The organism is Pseudomonas frederiksbergensis, from assembly GCF_900105495.1.
In the GTDB taxonomy this organism is placed as follows: Bacteria; Pseudomonadota; Gammaproteobacteria; order Pseudomonadales; family Pseudomonadaceae; genus Aquipseudomonas; species Aquipseudomonas frederiksbergensis.
Genome location: NZ_FNTF01000002.1, coordinates 4989080 through 5005688, shown reverse-complemented (window position 1 = coordinate 5005688; position 16609 = coordinate 4989080). Strand labels below are relative to the sequence as shown.

17 protein-coding genes and 1 pseudogene are annotated in these 16609 nt (G+C 59.1%); 7 read left to right on the top strand and 11 right to left on the bottom strand.

Translation table 11 applies throughout. The annotated features are described in order from the left end of the window. Positions 1 to 8: 8 nt before the first annotated feature. On the top strand, positions 9 to 1031 hold the full coding sequence (locus BLW70_RS23440; RefSeq protein ID WP_074878064.1) for a sterol desaturase family protein: 1023 nt from the start codon (positions 9 to 11) through the stop codon (positions 1029 to 1031). A gap of 19 nt (positions 1032 to 1050) precedes the next feature. On the opposite strand, the gene BLW70_RS23435 is transcribed toward BLW70_RS23440, so the two are convergent. The 4 genes and pseudogenes from BLW70_RS23435 to BLW70_RS23420 form a co-directional block, all read right to left on the bottom strand. Further along, positions 1051 to 2766 (bottom strand): amidase, encoded by a 1716-nt coding sequence (locus BLW70_RS23435; RefSeq protein ID WP_074878062.1) that lies wholly within the window; start codon positions 2764 to 2766, stop codon positions 1051 to 1053. 163 nt (positions 2767 to 2929) lie between these two features. Continuing rightward, positions 2930 to 3357, bottom strand: a pseudogene (locus tag BLW70_RS23430) (nuclear transport factor 2 family protein). 144 nt (positions 3358 to 3501) lie between these two features. Further along, positions 3502 to 4074 (bottom strand): chorismate mutase, encoded by a 573-nt coding sequence (locus BLW70_RS23425; RefSeq protein ID WP_074878060.1) that lies wholly within the window; start codon positions 4072 to 4074, stop codon positions 3502 to 3504. A 153-nt stretch (positions 4075 to 4227) separates the two neighbouring features. Beyond that, a complete protein-coding gene (locus BLW70_RS23420; protein ID WP_074878058.1) occupies positions 4228 to 4668 on the bottom strand; it encodes a phage infection protein in 441 nt (146 codons plus the stop codon). Between the two features lie 237 nt (positions 4669 to 4905). Between BLW70_RS23420 and BLW70_RS23415 the strand changes: the two genes are divergently transcribed. Further along, positions 4906 to 6579: a tetratricopeptide repeat protein gene (locus tag BLW70_RS23415; RefSeq protein ID WP_074878056.1), complete on the top strand. Its 1674-nt coding sequence runs from the start codon at positions 4906 to 4908 to the stop codon at positions 6577 to 6579. A gap of 25 nt (positions 6580 to 6604) precedes the next feature. Continuing rightward, a complete protein-coding gene (locus tag BLW70_RS23410) occupies positions 6605 to 6862 on the top strand; it encodes a cupin domain-containing protein (protein WP_328586408.1) in 258 nt (85 codons plus the stop codon). Between the two features lie 21 nt (positions 6863 to 6883). On the opposite strand, the gene BLW70_RS23405 is transcribed toward BLW70_RS23410, so the two are convergent. The 7 genes from BLW70_RS23405 to BLW70_RS23375 form a co-directional block, all read right to left on the bottom strand. Then, positions 6884 to 7546 carry a hypothetical protein gene (locus tag BLW70_RS23405; protein WP_074878054.1) on the bottom strand — a complete coding sequence of 221 codons (663 nt, stop codon included), beginning with the start codon at positions 7544 to 7546 and terminating at the stop codon, positions 6884 to 6886. A 47-nt stretch (positions 7547 to 7593) separates the two neighbouring features. Further along, complete coding sequence (locus tag BLW70_RS23400; protein WP_328586407.1) at positions 7594 to 7956, bottom strand: DUF6966 domain-containing protein; 363 nt, start codon at positions 7954 to 7956, stop codon at positions 7594 to 7596. Positions 7957 to 8106: 150 nt separating this feature from the next. Continuing rightward, complete coding sequence (locus BLW70_RS23395) at positions 8107 to 8379, bottom strand: hypothetical protein (protein WP_074878050.1); 273 nt, start codon at positions 8377 to 8379, stop codon at positions 8107 to 8109. A 492-nt stretch (positions 8380 to 8871) separates the two neighbouring features. After that, positions 8872 to 9672 carry an enhanced serine sensitivity protein SseB gene (gene sseB, locus BLW70_RS23390; RefSeq protein ID WP_083383389.1) on the bottom strand — a complete coding sequence of 267 codons (801 nt, stop codon included), beginning with the start codon at positions 9670 to 9672 and terminating at the stop codon, positions 8872 to 8874. A gap of 228 nt (positions 9673 to 9900) precedes the next feature. Next, positions 9901 to 10047 (bottom strand): hypothetical protein, encoded by a 147-nt coding sequence (locus BLW70_RS31200; RefSeq protein WP_235865020.1) that lies wholly within the window; start codon positions 10045 to 10047, stop codon positions 9901 to 9903. 127 nt (positions 10048 to 10174) lie between these two features. Continuing rightward, positions 10175 to 10669, bottom strand: a complete 495-nt coding sequence (locus BLW70_RS23380) for a PaaI family thioesterase (protein ID WP_074878046.1) — start codon at positions 10667 to 10669, stop codon at positions 10175 to 10177. 64 nt (positions 10670 to 10733) lie between these two features. After that, positions 10734 to 12332, bottom strand: coding sequence for a winged helix-turn-helix domain-containing tetratricopeptide repeat protein (locus BLW70_RS23375; protein WP_074878044.1), 1599 nt, complete (start codon positions 12330 to 12332; stop codon positions 10734 to 10736). Between the two features lie 247 nt (positions 12333 to 12579). Here BLW70_RS23375 and BLW70_RS23370 point away from each other — a divergent pair, with 247 nt between their 5' ends. From BLW70_RS23370 to BLW70_RS23355, 4 genes are all read left to right on the top strand, one after another. After that, positions 12580 to 13332: an SDR family oxidoreductase gene (locus tag BLW70_RS23370; RefSeq protein ID WP_074878042.1), complete on the top strand. Its 753-nt coding sequence runs from the start codon at positions 12580 to 12582 to the stop codon at positions 13330 to 13332. Positions 13333 to 13374: 42 nt separating this feature from the next. After that, the gene (locus BLW70_RS23365) at positions 13375 to 13788 is read left to right on the top strand and encodes a cupin domain-containing protein (RefSeq protein WP_074878040.1); all 414 of its coding nucleotides are present in this window, start codon (positions 13375 to 13377) and stop codon (positions 13786 to 13788) included. Positions 13789 to 13883: 95 nt separating this feature from the next. Further along, the gene (locus BLW70_RS23360) at positions 13884 to 14981 is read left to right on the top strand and encodes an HlyD family secretion protein (RefSeq protein WP_074878038.1); all 1098 of its coding nucleotides are present in this window, start codon (positions 13884 to 13886) and stop codon (positions 14979 to 14981) included. After that, positions 14978 to 16573 (top strand): MFS transporter, encoded by a 1596-nt coding sequence (locus tag BLW70_RS23355; protein ID WP_074878035.1) that lies wholly within the window; start codon positions 14978 to 14980, stop codon positions 16571 to 16573. The genes BLW70_RS23360 and BLW70_RS23355 overlap by 4 nt, the downstream gene beginning before the upstream one ends. Positions 16574 to 16609 lie beyond the last annotated feature (36 nt).

Sequence of the window (16609 nt, the reverse complement as noted above, 5' to 3'; positions counted from 1 at the left end):
AGCCGTTCATGGATTTACTCGCGTTTCTGTATGACAGCCTGTTGAAGTGGGTGATCGAGCCAGTCACGAATCAGTTTCTTGGCATTTTCGATCTGAACGGCCGCTTCAGCATCGTGTTTCTTTGCGTGTCCTACGGCATCGCCTACAACCTGTACCGCTTCAGAAAATATCGCGGGCTGACCGACTCACGTACTTTCTGGCAGTTCATCGGCGGGCACCGGGTTCATTTTCATCCCTCGGCGTTGCTGGATTACCGGTACTACTTCGTGCGGGGCATCCTGAAGATCGCGCTGGTGCTGCCCATTGTTGGCCTGGTCGATCCATACGTCCTGCGCTCCGGCGACTACATCTCGTTTTTCAACAATCTTTGGGGCGCGCGCGCGCAGGTGGGGGAGAACCTCTCACTTTCCTTGCTCTACGGGCTCGGCGTGTTTCTGGTGCAAGACTTCATCCATTACTGGTGCCATCGCGCCTTTCATTCCCGGTATCTGTGGGCGTTTCACAAAGTCCATCATTCCGCGTCCGTCCTGGTGCCGGCGACGGCAAGCCGGATTCACTTCGTGGAAAAAATGGTCGAAAAACTGGCTGACATCGTCTGCCTCGGCGCTTTTGCCGGTGTCTTCTGGTACGCCTGCGGCGGGGAGATCAGCCGGTACACCTTGTTCGGCGTGACCTATATGGTCCTGATCTTCAATGCCTTGGCGGCCAATTTGCGTCACAGCCATGTCTGGCTGTCTTTCGGGCCCGTGGTCGAGCATGTGCTGAACAGCCCGGCGCAGCACCAGATTCACCACAGTGACGCGCCCCGACACTTCAACAAGAACTTCGGTATCAACCTGTCACTCTGGGACTGGATGTTCGGTACGCTCTACGTCACGCACTCGACGCCCGAGCCTATCCAGTTCGGCACCGGCAAACAGGACCAAGACCGTTACCTGACGCTCTATAGCCTGATCGTCACGCCCTTTGTCGACATCGCCCGCAAGATTCCCGTCAGACGTTCAACCATTGGACGGGATTGGGGCGTGTAACACTCCAATCCCGCCCTTTCTATTGTTGGCCAACCGGCAAGGGAGGGGTGCGAGGCGGAATCATTCGTTTTGAACCGATCGACTCGAACGCCGAAGCCAGGCGCAGCAGCGTCGAATCGTCATAGGCGCGACCGGCAAACGTGAGCCCGACGGGCATGCCGATGTCCGGCATGACGCCCATCGGCACGGTGACCGTGGGGACGCCCAAATGCCGGATGGCGAGGTTGCCGTTGGCGACCCAGACGCCGTTGCTCCACGCGATATCCGCAGATTTCGGATCGACATCGGCATTCGCCGGCCCCACGTCGGCCACCGTCGGAAACAGCACCGCATCGAGCCTCAACCGATCCATCCAGATCTCAAGATCGATCCGACGCGTCTGTTCAAGTCCGCGCAGCCCATCCGGCAGCGTGGTGATCTGGTCCCACGGGGTGATGCCGCGTTCGGCCATCTTCACGTACTCGTCCATGCCTGCGGCAAGGTCGTCCTCTCGGTTGGGGAGCGTGCCCGGATCGTGGGGAAAAATCAGCGGTCCGTCGACATCGGCCAGGCGGTTCAACTTGGGATCGCCATTGGCTCGCAGAAAATCATCGAACGCCCAGGCCGACAGGTCCCACAATTCATGATGCAGGAACTCTTTGGACACCAGGCCCCGGGTAAACACGGTCGGCGCACCCGGGCGATCACCTTCGCAATTGGAGACCAGCGGGAAATCGACTTCGATGACTTCGGCGCCAGCGGCTTCGAGTGCCTTGCGGGCCTCTTCCCAGAGCCCGATCACGGAAGGGCGGGTGATGATTCGCTGCCCCGTCGGACCACCGATGCCAGGCGCATCGCTCGTGCCCGCTTCGGGATCCGCGTTGATGTACATGCGCGGCACGCCGAAGCGCTTTCCTGCCAGAGCATCGGGCTTCACCGCCAATTCGGCATAGGACGCGGGGCGCACCGAGGCGACACTCGGAATCGGCACCCAGGGTTGCATCCGCCACAGATCGCCACGGGTGTCGGGATCATCGGCCACCACCACGTCGAGCACTTCGAGCAGGTCGGCCATGGTTCTGGCAAACGGCACGACAACGTCCATCGTCGGCGTCAACGGCCAGTTGCCGCGCACCGAAATCACCCCGCGCGAAGGCGTGTAGGCGCACAGACCATTGTTCGAGGCAGGGCCGCGTCCGCTCGACCAGGTTTCTTCCGCGAGACCGAATGCCGCGAAGCTGGCGGCCGTTGCCGTACCGGCGCCGTTCGATGAACCCGAGGCGAAGGGAGCGGTGAGATAGTCAGCGTTGTACGGGCTTTCCGCACGACCGTAGACCCCGCGCTGCATGCCGCCGTTTGCCATGGGCGGCATGTTGGTTTTGCCTAGGCAGATTGCGCCAGCAGCGCGAAGCCGTTCGATGGTGAACGCATCGCGATAGGCGATCAGGTTCGCGAAGGCGGGACTGCCGGAGGCGGCGGTGAGCCCCTTCACCAGGTAACTGTCCTTGGCCGTATAAGGAATGCCATCGAGCGGACCCAGCGTCTTGCCCTTGGCCCGACGAGCATCGGACGCCTGCGCCTCGTTCAGCGCCTCGGGGTTTCGAACCACCACCGCGTTGAGGGCGGTGGGCGTGTCGGGACCGTCGTAGGCATCGATCCTGGCGAGATAGGCCTGGACCAGCTCAACCGCAGTGGTTCGACCCGATTCGAGCGCAGCCCGCAGTTCGGCAATGGAAACTTCGGTGACCTCGATCATGCTGTTACCACCGTCTGCTGATGGGCGACACGATGAATGTTGGGCTCAGGGACATCATTAATCTCAAAATGGGTAATCATCGGTGTTCTCGTTGCGCTGCTTTTCGCGCTCTATTTAACACCAAGCCGGGAACAGAGGCATCGTCCACGGCGATGCAACGTCTTCAGGCTTTGCTGGCCGCCAGGTAAGCGCCAAGGCGTTGCCCCATTTGCTCGCCCAAGGCTTGCAGGCCACTCAAGGGCGGACCATCACCTCAAACTCAACGATTTTTCCTTGTTCGTTGAACCGGATCATGTCGATGCCCTTTAACGCTTTTCCGCTAACGTTGGCGCTGAACTCCAGGACGACGCTCAACCCGTCTGCGGTCGCCAGTTCCCGGTGGTAGACAAAATCCTCGAATACCTCGAGCACCGTGTTGAGAATCATCGAGACTACGGCTGCACCCGGGTAAGGCGTGTGAGCCATCGGGGAACGGAAAATCGCCTGTGGGTCCAGCAAATCGGACAAGGCGCTCAAGTCTCTCTTGCTGATCATGTCGTGCCATTGGTTCAGGGATTCTGCGGCTTTGGGATGCAGGTTCAGTTCAGACATTTCAACTCCGATGGTTGGCCATGTGAGATTCAATAGTGCCGCCAAGGCCGACTTGCGACCCTGCGGATGCACTAAAAGTAGCTCACAAAAAAGAAGAAGCCCGGCTGATCAGGCCGGGCTTCTTTTTAAAGACCATATTTAAAGTCACTGAGCAGCGACACACAGTTCACCGGTGGCGCGTATCAGTGCCTGACCATGCAGACCGTCGTTGACCAGGCGGGATCGTTCTTTGGCTAGCCAGTTCACGCATTGCGGGTCTTTGCGATAGGGCGCGAAGGCAGCGTATTGCTGCAACAGGCGGTTTTGCAGTTCATCGAGCTGTGGCCGGATTTGATTGGCGAGGTCTGGCCGCGGCGTGTCTGGCGCCTTGCCGGCCGCTCGCCATTGAGCCACCAGCCCGTACTGCACCAGCTTGTTGGCTTCAATTTGTGCGGCGATCAACTCGGCTACTTCGTCCGGGTCCAGTTTGCGCTCGACGGCCAGCTTCCTGGCGTTGGCGATGACCTGCGCTTCCCGGGCACTGTCCTGGATCGGTTTGCCACTGTCCCACTTGGTCAGCGCCACAAGATCAGCAATGCTCAGGCGCTCGTTCAACGTCACCAGCAGCGGTTGCAAGCTATCGGGCGCCGGGGAGGGCGCACTGGCCTGTGCGCTGTTGGCAAGTAAACCGAGGACAGCGCAGATCAGCAGTTGCGGTAAATGTGGGGAACGGGGCATCGGCAAACCTCATTGGGTACAGGACTCACAATCAGGTGTTATGTATCACAGGTGCGGCGGAGGCATTAAGCAGGGATCGATTTATTTTGTGCACGAAAAAGCCCGGCTTGTCAGGCCGGGCTTTTCGTTGAGTGCTTCGGTAAAACTATTCATTTATGCCGCGCGGTTTTCGATCAGACGGTCGGAGCCACCTTCAGCGACGCGGTTCTCGATCAAGCGATCCGAACCACCTTCAGCAACGCGGTTTTCGATCAGGCGATCCGAGCCACCTTCAGCGACGCGACTTTCAATCAGACGATCCGAACCACCTTCAGCAACGCGGTTTTCGATCAGACGATCCGAACCACCTTCAGCAACGCGGTTTTCGATCAGACGATCCGAACCACCTTCAGCAACGCGATTCTCGATCAGACGATCCGAACCACCTTCAGCGACGCGATTTTCGATCAGACGATCCGAACCACCCTCGGCCACACGGCTTTCGATCAGACGATCCGAGCCGCCTTCAGCGACAACCGGGTGAGCAGAGGTAGCGGCGAAAGCGTTAACTGCAAAAACCGAGAAAGCGATGCTGAGGAGGATTTGGCGTTTCATGATGGTGTGCTCCGGGGTGTAGTTGTTGGGTCTGGGGCTGATGTTACGCCGCGGATTTTTTATGAGAACTTCATTGAATTGATGGTGACTATCGATGCCGGCAATGATCCTCCTGTCGTCGGCTCTGCCGCTCAGCCAGAACCGCGGGGGTATGCTGGACCTCTTGAACTGTCGAGGCTCGTCAGGTCCGCAAGGATTGCCTGCGAGGTTCCCTGCTCTGGTCGAGAGGATAAAGCGATGCACGACTATTACGATTTGGGCACCTACAGCCGCCCGGTGACGACCCACTCGCCGCAGGCCCAGCGCTGGTTCGATCGTGGCTTGGTTTGGTGCTACGGCTACAACCACGACGAATCCATACGCTGTTTCCACAAGGCGCTCGAACACGATCGCGATTGTGCGATGGCCTACTGGGGCATCGCTTACGCTTCGGGCCCCAACTACAACAAGCGTTGGGATGCCTTCATCGAACAGGAATTGAATGAGGCCGTGGCTCAGGCGCGACGGGCGACGCAAACCGCGCTGGCGCATATCGACGGCGCAACCCCGGTGGAACAGGCGCTGATCCGCACGCTGGAACAACGCTACCAGGCCGATCAGGCCAGCAGCCTCGACCAACTCTTCGCCTGGAACGATGCCTACGCCGCGTCCATGCGTGAGGTCTACAAAGCCTTTCCCGAAGATCCCGATGTGGTTGCGCTGTTTGCCGAGGCGATGATCGACCGCACACCCTGGCAATTGTGGGACCTGAAAACCGGTAAACCGGCACCGGGCGCCGACACGCTTGAAACGGTAGACGTGCTGGAACGGGCGCTACGGCGGATGGAACAGCACGGCAATGCGCCGCACCCCGGCGTGCTGCACATGTACGTCCACACCCTGGAAATGTCGCCCTACCCGGAACGGGCATTGCGCGCCGGCGATGTCCTGCGTGACCTGGTGCCGGATGCGGGGCATTTGCGCCATATGCCGTCGCACATCGACGTACTCTGCGGTGATTACCGTGGGGCCATGGTCACCAACAGCCGGGCGATTCTGGCCGACAGCAAATACCTCGAACAGGAAGGGCCACTGAACTTCTACACCTTGTATCGATGCCACAACTACCACTTCAAACTCTATTCGGCGATGTTCCTCGGGCAATACCAACCGGCCCTGGAAGCCGCCGATCAGTTGATGTCGACCATCAGGGAAGAACTGCTGCGCGTGGAGCAGCCGCCCATGGCCGATTGGCTGGAAGGCTTCGTGTCGATGAAGGTCCACGTGCAGATCCGCTTCGGCAAATGGCAGGACATCCTCGCCACGCCGCTGCCGAACGATCAGGCGCTGTACTGCGTGACCACGGCGATGCTGCATTACGCCAGAGGCGTGGCGCATGCGGCCACCGGGTATATCGCCGCCGCAGAAGCCGAACAGCGTCTATTCCTCGACGCCTGGACCCGAGTGCCGGACACACGCTACGTCTTCAACAATAAATGCACCGACATTCTGGCGGTTGCCGCAGGCATGCTGCGGGGGGAAATCGAGTACCGTAAGGGCAATTACGACGACGCCTTCGCCCACTTGCGCCAGGCACTGTCTCTGGATGACAACCTGCCTTACGACGAACCATGGGGCTGGATGCAACCGGTCAGGCATGCACTGGGCGCGTTGCTTCTGGAGCAGGGCCGGGTAGAAGAAGCGTTGCAGGCCTATCGAGCCGATCTGGGCCTGGACAACACACTTAGCCGTGCGTCCTGGCATCTGGACAATGTGTGGAGCCTGCACGGTTATGTGGAATGCCTGAAACGGCTGGGCCAGGATGCCGAAGCGGCTGCCGCCCAGACGCGCCTTGCTCTGGCCATGGCCCGGGCGGATGTGGAAATCAAAGCCTCGTGTTTTTGTCGGGTTGGGGCGGGGTGTTGTCAGTGATGCTCGAAAGCGCCGGAGGTTGCCTATGGATCGTTTGTCTACGTTGTTGTCGCAGTTCGGCGTGCGCGCGAACCTGTTCTACAACGGCAATCTTTGCGGCATGGCGTCATACGATGGCGCTGACCAGCGCGGTCATATTCACCTGCTGCAGGCAGGTAGCGTCACGTTGCAGGGGATCGACCCGAAAGACTTGCTGCTTACCCGGCCCAGTCTGATTTCTCTGTTACGCCCATCCCGGTCATTCATGGCAGACAAACATTGGCCAAAACTTGCCCATTTTTAGGTCCGAACACAAGATAGACAATTAGCGCATCCAGGCACGAAGAGCTTCGAACTCGATGGCGTCTGGATGGTGCAGCCTGGCAGCTAACGCTTCCTCTTCTTCTTGAGAAATGAAGGCTTTGACAATTTTCGGGATACTTTTTGGCCCAGCCTTGTAGCTCTTGTCAACGCATTGCCGGCTGAACAAATCCTTAAGAAGTTCATAGTCTGAGGGTAGTAACGCTGCCTGGATCAATGCCACTTCACCTATCAGTGCTGCACTGAAGTCCGCTTGAGGTGATAGCCAGGACAGATTTGTGGCAATGCGCACGTATTCCCTGGCCACGAATGACGAGATATCGGCATGGGCGAGTGAAGATGGCTGTGCAAAATGAACTATCCGGGCAATCCCCGAAGCGCCGTTTTCCAAACGTACCACGCAGTAAGGCTCTCCACCGCCAGTAGTCGCAAAGGGAAGAAAGGTTCGACCTTGTTGATCATCATGATTGAGCCACTCATTGATTTCTCGCTCGGCCTCCTCGGCATCAAGCCATAGAAAATCTTCAAGGCTACTGAGTGCTGCCGTTGCTGGAGGCGTATGTGCTATCCCCATGAGCGTGGCGAGGCGTTCTGGAAACTCAATGTCAATACTGCGTGCAAGCTTTTGAAAGGCTTCTACAACAGTGACGTCTTGTCCGTAATTCAAAGCGACAGGCTCTCCATATCAGATTGCAGGAATTAAATGGGGACAGATCAATTTTGCTGCGTACGTTTTATGGCACTGGCGAGCGCTGCGGCTTCGCTGCGTAACGCATCAAATCTTGTGTTCAACTCGACATGCCCGGGCTTCCAGGCCCAAACACCATCGACGTGGTGTTGCCCAAGGATCAGGTCATTGAACGAGCCCATTCCGCCAAAGGCTGACAACAAGTATTCAACCCCGTAGTAATCAGAGTTCATCAAGTGTGCCTTGGCTTTGCTCATCCACTGGCTCCAGTCAGTGGCTCCATCGCTTTCAAGTACGATGGCGAGCTGATCCAGAACGTCGATCAATTGTTCAGTCATTTGTCCCATTTTGAGTTCATCCAAACTGTGGAACGATGGATTTTCGGCCATTGAGCAGTTGACCGTGCGATAACCTCCGCTTCTGCCATTTGCGCACACAATCCTTGATTTCGCTCGGAGCTAGCAAGTCTGATCAAATGCCGGCGCACCTCTTTGTTTGCGGACACAAAAAACGGGCGCCGTCATGACGCCCGTTTTCGTTTATCCCGCTGCTTGAGCCCGCAAGCGTCGGCCGATCACGTCCATCAAGTCACAGCCGTCGCGTAACGGAATGGCCAGCAGTTTGGAGAAGTCCGACAGCACTACCGTGTCACAACCGAGTTCGGCGCGGTAGGCGATGTTTTCCAGTACCTGAGTGACCGTTCGGATGCGGTAATCGGCCATGGCTTGCAGGACGTCGAGTGGGGCTTGGGTATCGATGAGCAGGGAGGCCGGGATCAGGTCGATTCCGGTGAGGGGCATGTATCTTTCCATAGGGGGAGATCTCATTCAGTTTGTTGAGACCGCCAACAGATCGTCGCCAAACGATGGGGTGGCAGTTGCGCGCAGGTTGGCGAACCGGGAATGAGTAACCGGCAGACCCGAAGGTCTCCCGCGCACAACCGCCATAGTACAGTGGTTTTGCGGCTGCGACGACGCCTGCAAATGAGCAGACGGCCCTCGCACTCATATCTCGGGTCGCCAAACCCGAAATCGCCATTTTGGGCGACGAGATGGACTATAGGCCTCATCAGAACGGTGGGAAAGGTGAGGGATTCCGAGGTTTGTGTAGGAATTTTTATGGTCTTCCTAGGACCGTTACGCCCCTTTTGCGTGAGACTGCTATCGGCCAGTAAAGGCCGTTGGCGGAAAGCTCACATGACTGAATGACAAAACGCTCAGGTTTGCCATCTCTCATGACGTCGTCAAACAGGCCAAGCACGATTTCGCAGGCCTGCTCGGCGGTTAGCACGACTTTGATCTTTGTCACGCTTTGCCAAAGCCGAACAATGAACGCAGCCAGCCTGCCGACTTCCGTTCATAGAAGGGTGCGGTTTGCTTGAGGAAGTAATCGCTAAGGCCTGATTCCCCTTCGTGAACGCGATAGAGGTCAACGGGTTCGCCATCCGGAGCGGTATCCCCGGCAACGTTACCGGCTTCGCGCATGACCAGTTCAATATCTCCGTCCGCTTCAATACCAATGATCAGATAAGGCTTTTGATCAGACGATGCGTCATGCATCAACGCCAGAAATGCACGCTTTACGTTGCGATGTTTGGCGAGTAATTGTGTGAGCGAGTTGACCATCTTCGACGGATATTGCGACGGCTGTCCGAGCAGCACTTTGGTGTCTTTTTCGACCGTGCGCTGCACCGGCTTTTGGCCGATCTCGTCGGAGAGCAGATGGCGCACTTCCTCCGGGAAAAACTCTTTCCCATAAGGAGACTTTGGATTGAGGAAAAGAGGGGTACCCAGTGTGATTTCAAACAGCGATCTGGCCGGGATCTCTACGTAGGACTCTTCGCTATCTATGGATCTTTGTAGTGTTTGCAACGAAGAAAAAAACGGGATGACAGCGGAGCCGTCAGGCTTTTGCCAATGCGCGATGCTGATGTTGCTACCAGCCTCGAGGTTGACTTGACCTTCGCCAGTACCGGCAGTGCCAAGGACATAGATAGTGGAATTCAACAGAGTCTTGAAAAAGTCAGGTCGATGGGCCGGTTCATCCGCCGCCAGCCTGAGTGATTTTTCGAGGGTGTTTTCTTGCTTGGTATCCATGATGTCCATCGGCAGTTCCATCAAAACAGACAAAAAGTGAGCGGCAAAGAGCGCGCAGTTTTTCACGCGACGGTGAAAACAGGAAGAACAGCAGACTAATAAATCTGGAGCATACGGAGAGTCACCCTGAACGGTTTTCCAAGAATAGCTCCTCCATATCAGTGGTGGACGAAGAGCCAAATGCGGTTAGCCTCGAAGGGCTGCTTCTGGCCGATTCCAGCCCTTCAGGAAGAGAGACTATTTGATCTGAAACAGGCGTGAAGTCGTGACCAAGGCTTTCTTCCCGTCAGCCGCATAGAGGCCAAACAAGGACGTTTGGTCGGTGAGGCGATGCTGGCGGAAATAGTTAAAGAGGGCTTGTCCCAGGCGCTGCTTCTCGAACATTCCCCGATTCCAAAGGCCGAAAAATTCGTTACAGGTGGCCACCTCGATTCCCAGCCCCGGTGTGCTGTCCGTTTGAACCATAACTTGATGGTGAAACCGCCAATGGCTGGTGCCTGGATGCAAGCAACTACCGACTATGAGCAACCGCAGCCAGTTGCTCGGTATCTACACGAACAAAAACGGAATCACCAATAGCCGTCAGCACATCCCCCGCATAAACCTCGCAGATAACGCGAGTTTTGCGGCCGACTTCACCTTCGACTTTCGCACGCAGGTTCAGCGGGACACCCATTGGTGTCGGCTTGATGAACTTGATGCCAAGGTTGCCAGTGACGCAATTGATGCGGGGGAGGCTCCCGACTTCGCGGTGTTCCGTGCGGTAGTGGTAAGCCATCGCGGTCCAGTTTGAATGGCAGTCAACCAGCATCGCTATCAGCCCGCCGTAAACCAGGTCCGGCCAGCCGCAATACTTGGCATCAGGCAAGTGCTCGGCGATGACATGCACGCCGTCCTCATGCCAGACGCTCTTGATGTGAAGCCCGTGCGGATTGCTGCTGCCGCAGCCGTAACAAACGCCTTCCGGTGCGGCGGTGTCTTGCAGGGAGGTATCGAGCCTGGACATACCGAGGTCATCCTTAAAAATGTGAATCAAACGTGTCGGATTTTAACGCTGCAATCGGCCGCGGTCACTCGGGCAAACCGGCCAGTCGCAGTCCGTCCGCGAAGCGCGATAGGTCCTCGGGCCGTTGGATGGGCAGCCAGTCCTTCAGGTTGGAGACGCGCAACGAGGGTTCCAGCTCGTGCAGGCGCTGTATCGCCTGCTTCGCTTTGTCCATTCGTCCGCTGAGCGCATGACTGGCCGCCATCAGGGCAACGGAGGGCAGGAGGGTGGGCAGGTTCCCCAGCGCTTTCTCCGCCCAGGCCGAGGCGGCATCGAAGTGCCCTGCGAAGAAATTAGCGAGGGCCATTCCCACCTGCATCCGGAACATTTCCGGATCCAGCGGACTCAAGCGAACGGCATGGGTCAAATTCTCAATCGCTTCGTCTGTTTCACCGCGCAGTGCGCGCAGGATACCGCCCAGGTACCAGGCGGGGGCGAGGTTGGGATTGAGCAGGCGCGCCCTGTCGAGCAGGGCAATGCCGCCATCGACATCGCCGGCGAGATGGGCCAGCGCATGTCCGCCTCGCGTCAGCGCCACTGCATCATCCCGGCCGAGTGTCACCGCCAGGCGCGCAAGCCGTATGCCTTCGGCGATCTCTCGAGTCCGATCGCTCATCCAGCCATTCAACTTGCGCCAGAAATGACACCAGGCTGCCATGCCATAGGCCGACGCAAATTCCGGGTCGAGCTCGATGGCCTTGTAGAACATCGGCAGCGCTACCTCGACGGCTTCCCGGGTGCCGCTGTGCAGTTTTGCCATGCCGCGCAGGTAATAATCGTAGGCGTCCAGGCTATCCGTCGGTTTACGCTTGGCGCGTTCGATTTCCGCCCGTTCCAGCTGCGGCGAGATGGCGCCGACGACGCTTTCGGCGATTTGATCCTGCAGCTCGAAGATGTCGTCGAGCAGGCCTTCAAAGCGCTCTGCCCAGATGTGCGTCCCGTTTGTGGCGTCGATGAGCTGCCCGGTGATGCGTACCTTGTTTCCGGATTTGCGCACGCTGCCTTCCAGCACGTAGCGCACGCCGAGTTCCTGGCCGACGCCTTTGACGTCCACCGCGCGGCCCTTGTAGGTGAAGCTCGAATTGCGGGCGATGACGAACAGCCAGCGGATACGCGACAGGGCGGCGATGATGTCCTCGACCATGCCGTCGGCGAAATACTCCTGCTCCGGGTCGCCGCTCAGGTTGTGGAAGGGCAGGACGGTAATGGAGGGTTTGTCCGGGAGGACGAGCGAGGAGGGCGGTGCTTGCTTCGACTCCACGGACGCGATTTCGCCGGTGCCAGGCCCGTCAGGCTGTCGTGCTCCGTCGATCTCGCCGACCGTGATCTCGCCGACGAAGCGGTAGCCTTTGCGGGCGACCGTGCGCACCAATCGCTGTTCCTCGCCGCTATCGCCGATGGCCTTGCGCACCGCATTGATGTGGCTGGTGATCGTCGATTCCGAGACGATCCGGCCGTTCCACACCGCCTTGAGCAGGTCGTCCTTGCTGACGACGCGATCGCGGTTGTTGACGAGCTGCAGCAATAGATCGAAGGCCTGTGGACCGACGGCCACGACTTGCCCGCGCAAGGTCAGTTCCCGGCGCTCCTGATCGAGCACGTAGTTTTCAAACACGAATGGCAAGGCGTGTATCCCCTGGTCGAGCGCCCTCGACTCCGTGTCAGAGCTAGCGATAAGTACGAGGTGTCGATAATACGGCAGCGTTTGATCCGCTGCACCGTCCGCAGGCGATGCCCGTCCATTGGACAAAAAACCAAGCTTGCCTGAAGGCAAACTCAAGGCCGGCACAAGGACTTCCCTCACGCGCGCGCGCACTCTCTTTCTACGTCGACAGCAATGGTTGCCGTCGAGAAGCGAAGGAAGAGAACCCATGAAGATCGTCGTCATCGGAGGCACCGGCCTCATTGGATCGAAACTTGTGCAGAACCTGCGCGAGCGCGGTCATGACGTGCTCGCCGCCGCGCCCAGTACGGGCGTGAACAGCATCACTCGCGAAGGTCTGGCCCAAGCAATGGATGGCGCTGAGGTTGTCGTCGACGTGGCGAACGCGCCGTCGTGGGAAGACCAGGCGGTCCTCGATTTCTTCGAAACGTCGAGCCGTAACTTGCTGGCTGCGGAAGCTGCCGCCGGTGTTCGTCATCACGTTGCCCTGTCGATCGTCGGTAGCGAACGGCTTCCCGAGAACGGCTATTTCCGGGCCAAGGTCGCGCAGGAAAACCTGATCAAGGCGTCCGGCATTCCTTACACCCTCCTGCGTGCCACGCAGTTCTTCGAGTTTGTCGGCGGCATCGCGCAGTCGGCCACCGTCGGCGAGGAGATTTGCCTGTCGCCGGCGCTGATCCAGCCGATGGCGTCCGACGACGTGGTGGCGGCGTTAACCGATGTCGCGCTGGCAGCGCCAATCAATGGCACGGTCGAAGTCGCCGGGCCCGAGGCCATGCCGCTCGACGAGCTGGTCAGGCGTTTTCTGCGGGCCACTCAAGACACCCGCAAGGTCGTACCGGACGTGCATGCGCGCTACTACGGCGCTGTGCTCGATGATCAATCGCTGACCGCCGGCAAGAACGCGCGCCTGGGCACAATCCGCTTCGAAGACTGGCTCGCTCAGTCGACGGCCCGGTAACGATTCGCGCCATCACCGCCCAACCCACGAAGGAGCAATGTCATGGTGACTCGATTTTTATTAGCCGCTGCCTTCGCAGCGCTCTCGATCAGCGCAGTGTCAGCCGCTGAGCCGCCCGCCGGCAAGGTGACGGTCGTGTTTGACCGTCCCATTCCCAACATCCCTGGCAAGAGCATGAAGGGCGTCGTCGTCGAGTATGGGCCGGGCGCCGCGTCGCCGTCCCACACCCACCCGAAAACGGCCTTCATTTATGCAACGGTCCTGGAAGGCTCATTTCGCATCAAAATCAAAGGCGAGCCGGAAAAGATCTACAAGGTCGGCGAAAACTTCGTAGAGGAGCCGGGCTCCGTGCACGAAGTCAGCGCCAACGCCAGCGACACCGAACCCGCACGCCTGTTGGCCGTGTTTGTCCTCGACACCGATAAAACGCCGCTGGTTACGCCTATTAAAAAGTGAGCCAATCACGCGCTCATAAATGCTCGACAGCCGGGCGGCAGGTCACAGCCGCCCGTGGCTGCTGCAGTCCCAGGCATTGAACAGGAAAAGACAACATGAACGCGCTTCAGGACAAGGCCGCCATTGCCACCGGCGCAAGCGCCGAGATCCCTGATGGGGTGGCACGGCAAAGCAAGAAAAAGAAGATCGGCATCCTGCTGTGCATCAGTGCCGTGGTGGTCCTGGCTGGCGGATGGGCCATGGCGCTTTCGAGCGGTGCGACCTCCACCGATAACGCTTATGTGCGCGGCGACGTGACCTCGCTCGCCGCCAAGGTTGCCGGCTATGTCACTGCGGTCGAGGTCGAGGACAACCAAACCGTCCGGGCCGGTGACGTCCTGTTCCGTATCGATGATCGGGACTATCGCGCACGGCTGGCGCAAGCCGTGGCCAATGTCAGCGCTGCCCAGGCTCGCCTGACCCATGTCGATGCGGAAACCCAGCTTCAACGTGCCCTGATTCGACAGGCCGAAGCCCAGAGACGCTCGGGCGTGGCCGAGATGAATCTGGCGAACAAAACCCATGATCGCAGCCGCAAACTGATCCTCAGCAACGCGGTCAGCCAAGCCCTCGTCGATGAAAGCGACGCGGCACGATTGAGAGCCGAGGCGACGGTCTCCGGCGCTTCCGCAACGGTCGAGGCGCAACAGCAACGCATCGCCGTCCTCGTGGCGGAGCGCGAATCTGCCGTCGCTGCGGTGACGCAGGCGCAAGCCGCACGCGATCTCGCCCAGATTGATCTCGACAGCACCGTGGTACGCGCACCGGTTGATGGCGTGGTCGGTAACCGTCAGGTTCGCATCGGCCGCTTCGTTACGACGGGCGTTGCCTTGCTCGATATCGTGCCGGTCAACGACGTATGGGTTGTGGCGAATTTCAAGGAAACCCAGCTCGAACAGATCCGCCCCGGTCAGCGCGTGAGCATCACGGTCGACGGCTACCCCAGCGGGGCACTGGAAGGCGTGGTCGACAGCTTTGCACCGGGTAGCGGGTCGGCGTTCAGCCTGCTCCCCACCGACAACGCGACTGGCAACTTTGTGCGTGTCGTGCAGCGCGTTCCGGTGAAGATCCGGCTTGTCCACAACCCGTTGCCGGGCCGCATCGTGCCGGGCCTGTCCGCCCGTGTCGAGGTTGCGCACGGGGAGGGATCATGAGCGCGGATGCCAGCGCGATGCGGAGCAACACCAGCGTTATGACCGGTGTATTGCTCATGGTGGGCATCGTGCTTGCCACGCTGACGGAGGCGATCGCCAGCACCATTCTGTCGCTCGGACGCGGCGACATTATCGGCGACACCTATGCAACGCCTGATGAGTTCGCCTGGCTGGATATTGGCTACACCGCGCTCAAGCTGATTGGGTTCATGACCGCGCCTTGGCTGCTGACGCGATTTAATCCACGTCAGGTGATCATCGGCGCAACCCTGGCCATGGGCATGGCATGCGGTATTGCCGCCATCACGGCTCGGCTGGACCTGCTGGTCGCGCTTCGAATTATTCAGGGCTTTGCTGGCGGCACCCTGCTGGTCGGGGGGCAGGCGATCATATTTCGCACCTTTGCGCGATCCCGCCAGCCCATCCTCCAAGCCCTGTTTGCCATGGGCGCCGTTGTCGCGTCCGCGACGCTCGCCCCGGCCCTTCAAGGGTGGTTGATCGATAGCCAGTCCTGGACATGGATTTTCTTCAGTGTTGTTCCGCTGGCCCTGGCGGCGAGCGGATTTCTGCTGGTTGCAGACGGCCCGATGCCAGCCAAGGTCCGGCACCGTCCGTTTGATTGGGTCGGCTTCGCGCTGATCGCTGCCACGCTGTTCTGCTTCACGTACGTTCTCAGCCAGGGCAGCCGATGGGACTGGTTCGAAGAGCCACGCATTCTCTGGCTGAGCGTGATCGGCACAGCCGCGCTGCTGGCATTTCTCGGCCAACAAGTGTTGGCCAAAGGCCAAGGTCTGTTCGACTTCACCCTATTCAAATCGAGCGATTTTTCCTTCGCCTTTATCGTCAGTTTTGTCGCCGGCGCCGCCTTGTTCGGCAGCGCGTTTTTGATCCCGGCATTCGCCCTGTCGGTCCTCGCATTCAGGCCTACCGATGCCGGCCTGCTGCTGTTGCCCAGTGGCGGGTTTTTTATCGGTGGACTGCTCATATCGGCTTATCTCATGCAGGTTCGCCGCGTTCCGCCGGTCGCCACGGTGCCCTTTGGAATCCTGATGATCATGGTCGCGATGTGGATGCTGTCCGGTTCGACCAGCGAAAGCGGCACGGCCGACATGATGGCCGCCATCCTGCTGCGCGGTCTGGGCCTTGGCTTCCTGTTTCTATCGATCACGCTAATTGCATTCAGCGACCTCAACCGCCGAAACCTCGCCTGCGGAATAGGCCTGTTCAATACGGGGCGCCAGTTGGGTGGTCTGATGGGCGTCGCAGGACTCCAGACACTGATCGACCATAACGCCTTCGCCAATGCCGTGGTCCTCGGCGCCAACGTTACCCCGGGAGGGGCCGCGCTCATCGAAAGGCTGACGACCACGACAGCCATGCTGACGGTGAAAGGGATGGATGCAGCGGCCGCCGGCCGTGCAGCGGTGAGCCTCCTGGGCCGGGGCGTGTCAGGTCAGGCCACGGTGATTGCCTTCGACACAGCATTTATCGCTGTTGCCCTGCTTTTTGTAGTCGCCGCGCCCATCCTGGTTGGCATCAAGATCGGACTTTCGAAATACGCGAAAGCACGCGCAGCGCGAACCGTAGCGTGAGGCTTAGTCTGGACCAACGCTTTGCCATCCAGTTCT